Here is a 673-nt window from a genome sequence, read left to right on the forward strand (position 1 = left end):
GCGGCTAGCTGAGGAGGGGTATAGGAGCAAGGAGTAGGCGCAGCCCACCGTGGCCGCGGCGGACGGCACGCGGGCCGCGTCCGGCTCCGGGCCGATCAGGTGCGGGGCGAGCGCGATGGACGTGGCGCCCGCCGCGCGGAGCTGCTCCGCGGCCGCCTTGACGGACGCGTCGTCGTTCAGCGAGGCGGTGAAGACGGGCGCGGCGAGCCGGGAGGCGAGCAGGACGCCGGTGACCTCGGCCTGCCGGACGGCGGCGGCGTCGCCGGGCGTGGCGATGATGACGCCGGACGCGGCGGTCACCATCGTCATCAGCCTGATCCGGTCGGCGCGGGCGAGGCCGGCGTCGGCGAGCCGGTCGTGCAGGGCCTCGGCGATGAGGGGGTGCGGGCCGAGCGGCTCGGCGGCGACGGCGTTGGCCGGGGCGGCCGCCACGGCGTGCCGCAGGGCCGCGTCCAGGGCCGGGTCGGGCCCGGTGGACATCGGCACGACCACCGCCGCGAGCTCGTCCGGGTCGCGGTGCAGGCCGGCGAGGACGGTGTGCAGGTTCGCCTCGTCACCCTCCAGGTAGGCGACGCGGGCGGGCTGCCCGGTGTGCTCGATCTCGACGAGCCGCGCCAGCTCCAGGGCGGGCTCGGCGCCGGCCCGCCGGGCGGGGCCGGGGACGGCCAGGATC

At 78.5% G+C, this 673-nt stretch carries 1 protein-coding gene; it reads right to left on the reverse strand.

The features are described from left to right. Positions 1–673 (reverse strand): sirohydrochlorin chelatase (locus tag ETD83_RS43420; RefSeq protein ID WP_171064762.1); only part of this gene is annotated, 673 nt, incomplete at both ends.

This window comes from Actinomadura soli, assembly GCF_005889715.1.
Classification (GTDB): Bacteria; Actinomycetota; Actinomycetes; order Streptosporangiales; family Streptosporangiaceae; genus Spirillospora; species Spirillospora soli.